Origin of the sequence: Actinotalea sp. C106, assembly GCF_023630195.1 — a bacterium.
Taxonomy (GTDB): domain Bacteria; phylum Actinomycetota; class Actinomycetes; order Actinomycetales; family Cellulomonadaceae; genus Actinotalea.
In genome coordinates, this window is sequence record NZ_JALPKN010000325.1 from 1 (window position 1) to 3278 (window position 3278).

At 74.3% G+C, this 3278-nt stretch carries 4 protein-coding genes; 1 reads left to right on the forward strand and 3 read right to left on the reverse strand.

Going from position 1 to position 3278, the window contains the following annotated elements:
- Window positions 1-1237, reverse strand: a 1237-nt coding sequence (gene metG, locus L0B03_RS15685; protein ID WP_250447530.1) for a methionine--tRNA ligase, incomplete at its 3' end; no start/stop codon positions are given.
- A 50-nt stretch (window positions 1238-1287) separates the two neighbouring features.
- Between metG and L0B03_RS15690 the strand changes: the two genes are divergently transcribed.
- Window positions 1288-1887, forward strand: a complete 600-nt coding sequence (locus L0B03_RS15690) for an isochorismatase family protein (RefSeq protein ID WP_250447533.1) — start codon at window positions 1288-1290, stop codon at window positions 1885-1887.
- Between the two features lie 38 nt (window positions 1888-1925).
- On the opposite strand, the gene L0B03_RS15695 is transcribed toward L0B03_RS15690, so the two are convergent.
- On the reverse strand, window positions 1926-3089 hold the full coding sequence (locus tag L0B03_RS15695) for a PQQ-dependent sugar dehydrogenase (protein ID WP_250447536.1): 1164 nt from the start codon (window positions 3087-3089) through the stop codon (window positions 1926-1928).
- 67 nt (window positions 3090-3156) lie between these two features.
- Window positions 3157-3276: a hypothetical protein gene (locus L0B03_RS19720; protein WP_374204983.1), complete on the reverse strand. Its 120-nt coding sequence runs from the start codon at window positions 3274-3276 to the stop codon at window positions 3157-3159.
- Between the last annotated feature and the right edge of the window lie 2 nt (window positions 3277-3278).

Genomic DNA, 3278 nt, shown 5'->3' on the forward strand with positions numbered 1-3278 from the left:
CGCCGTCGGCGCCCGCCACGGCCTGCGCGGCCAGCTCGGCGAGGCGCTCCTCCGCCGGGCCGGCCGGGCCCGCCTCGGGCAGCACGCCGCCGTAGTACTTGCCGACCATCGCTGCGACCCGTGAGGCCAGGTTCCCCAGCCCGTTGGCGAGCTCGGCCGTGTACCGGGCGTGCAGGTCCTCCCAGGAGAAGGAGCCGTCCTGGCCGAACGCGATCGCCCGCAGGAAGTAGTAGCGGAAGGCGTCCGAGCCGAAGGTGTCGATGATCTGCGCGGGGGCGATCCCGGTGAGCTTGGACTTGCTCATCTTCTCGCCGCCCACCAGCAGCCAGCCGTGCGCGAAGACCTGCTTCGGCAGCGGCAGGTCCGCGGCCATGAGCATGGCCGGCCAGATCGCGGCGTGGAACCGCAGGATGTCCTTGCCCACGAGGTGCACGTCGGCGGGCCACACCGTCTCGAAGAGGGCCTGGTCCGCGGCGTCCTGCGACCCGTAGCCCACGGCCGTCGCGTAGTTGAGCAGGGCGTCGATCCACACGTAGAGGACGTGCTCGGAGTCCCACGGGATGGGGATGCCCCAGTCGAAGGTCGACCGCGAGATCGACAGGTCCTGCAGGCCACGGCGGACGAAGGCGATGACCTCGTTGCGCGCCGACTCGGGCTGGACGAAGGTCGGGTTGGCCTCGTAGAGCTCGAGCAGGCGCTCCGCGTAGGCGCTCATCCGGAAGAAGTAGTTGTTCTCGGCCAGCATCTCGACCGGTCGGCCGTGGATCGGGCAGAGCTGCTGGCCCTCGAGCTCGCCCGTCCCGGCGACGAGGTCCCCGGGGAGCTTGTACTCCTCACAACCCACGCAGTAGGGCCCCTCGTAGGAGCCCTGGTAGACCTCGCCGCGCTCGTGCAGGGTGGCCCAGAAGCGCTGGACCCGCTCCTTGTGCCGCGGCTCCGTGGTCCGGATGAAGTCGTCGTTGGAGACGTCGAGGGTCTCCAGGACGGGCTTCCAGGCGGTGTCGACCAGCCGGTCCACCCACTCCTGGGGCCCGACGCCGTGCGCCTCGGCCGTGCGCAGCACCTTCTGGCCGTGCTCGTCGGTGCCCGTGAGGAACCGGACGGGCTCCTGCCGCTGCCGGTGCCACCGCGCGAGGACGTCCGCGGCGACCGTCGTGTACGCGTGCCCGATGTGGGGGGCGTCGTTGACGTAGTAGATCGGGGTGGTGACGTAGAACGTCTGACAGTCGGCGGGCATGCCCGCCATCGTAGGCGTGCGCGAGCCCTGTCCGTGCCTAGGGTGGAGGCATGAGCACCGACACCACACAGCCCCGCGCCCTGCTGGTCGTCGACGTCCAGCCGACCTTCTGCGAGGGGGGTGCGCTCGGGGTCGACGGCGGCGACGCCGTCGCCGAGCGGGTCGCCGCCTTCGCCGCGGACCACCGCGACGGCTACGCCCTGGTGGTCACCACCCAGGACTGGCACATCGCGCCCGGCGCGCACTTCAGCGACGAGCCCGACTTCGTCGACAGCTGGCCGCCGCACGGGCTCGCCGAGTCCGCGGAGGCCCAGCTGCACCCTGCCCTCGCCGGGCTCCTCGCCGACGTGAGCATCAAGAAGGGGCAGTACGACGCCGGCTACTCGGGCTTCGACGGCCGCGACGCGGCCGGGCGCGAGCTCGGCGCGGTGCTCGACGACGCCGGCGTGCACGCCGTGGACGTCGTCGGCATCGCCGAGTCCCACTGCGTGCGTGCGACGGCCCTGGACGCCGTGCGCCACGGCTACGTGACCCGTGTCCTGACCGACCTCACCGTGCCGGTGACCCCCGAGCTGGGCGCCGCTGCACGGGCCGAGATGCAGACCGCGGGGGTCGAGCTGCTGCCCTCGGCCGAGGCCGTGCGCGACTGACGACAGCCGTCCGGCCCCCACGAGGTGTCGGGCCAGGGTCAGGGCGGCGTCAGCCGCACGAGCCGGTCGTCCCCGGCGCGCGCGTCTCCCCGCCCGTCCGTGTTGTTGGTGAGCACCCACAGGGCGCCGTCGGGCCCGGCCACGACCTCGCGCAGCCGACCGAGCTCGCCCTCGAGGGTGGCCACCGGCTCGAGGGTGGGGGCGTCGAGGTCGACCGTCCACAGCCGCGCGCCCCGCAGCGCGGCCAGGTGGACGGTGGACCCCGTGACCGCGATGCCGCTCGGTGAGGCCTCGGAGGTGGGCCACGTGACGAGCGGGTCGGTGAACCCCGGCCCGCCCCCGCTGCCCTCGACCTCGGGCCAGCCGTAGTTCGCGCCGGCCTCGATCAGGTTGAGCTCGTCGACGTCGCTCTGGCCGAACTCGCTCGCGAGCATGCGGCCGTCCTCGTGCCACGCGATCCCCTGGACGTTGCGGTGCCCGCGGCTCCACACGGGGCTGCCGGGGTCGGGGTTGCCCGGTGCGGGGTCCCCGTCGGCCGTGACCCGCAGGATCGCCCCCGCGAGGGAGTCAGGCTGCTGGGCGGTGCCGGGCTCGGCGGCGTCACCGGTCGTGACGTAGAGGTGACCGTCGGGGCCGAAGGCCAACCGGCCGCCGTTGTGGGTGCTGGCCGCCGGGATGCCGTCGAGCACCACCTCGAGCGGCCCCAGCCGGGGGCTCGCGGGGTCGCTGAGGTCGAGGGTGCCGCGCACCACCTCGTTGCCGGTCGCCGTGGTCCGGTAGAGCAGCACCGGGGGCGTCGTGCCGTCCTGCGTGCCGACGTCGGGCGGGACGGCGACCCCCAGCAGGCCACCCTCGCCGTCCGTGAGCGTGCCCTCGACGAGCTCCTCGGCGCCGGGTCCGACGAGGTGAGCCGGCCCTGTCTCGGTCACGAGGAGCACCCGGGCGGCGTCCCGCTCGGTCAGGAGCAGCGCACCCCCCGGGAGGAACGCCAGCCCCCACGGGGCGTCGAGGCCCGTCAGGACGTCCTGCGGCCGGTCGGTCGCCGCGGGGAGCGTCGGCCCTGCCGGGATCGCGGGACCGGCGTCGTCGGCCGTGGGGCCCACCAGGCTCGGACCCGTGGACCCCTCGGGGGTCGGTGCGCCGCAGCCTGCGGTCAGGGCGAGGCCCAGGGCGACGGCGACTCCTGCACGAGGTCCTCGCACGCGTGGCTCCTGCCGCTCGGGTGCTGGGTCTGCTCCAGTCTGGGGCGCCGGGCCGGTGGGCGCCCGTTCAGCGTCCCCGCGCCGCGATCGCCGCCGCGTAGAGCTCGCGCTTGGGCGTGCCGGCCGCGAGGGCGACCTCGGCGACGGCCTCCTTGAGCCGCTCGCCGCCGTCGGCCCGGGAGAGCACCT

Coding starts and splice junctions, on each gene's coding strand:
- L0B03_RS15690 (WP_250447533.1), top strand. CDS start 1,288: ATGAGCACCGACACCACACAGCCCCGCGCCCTGCTGGTCGTCGACGTC.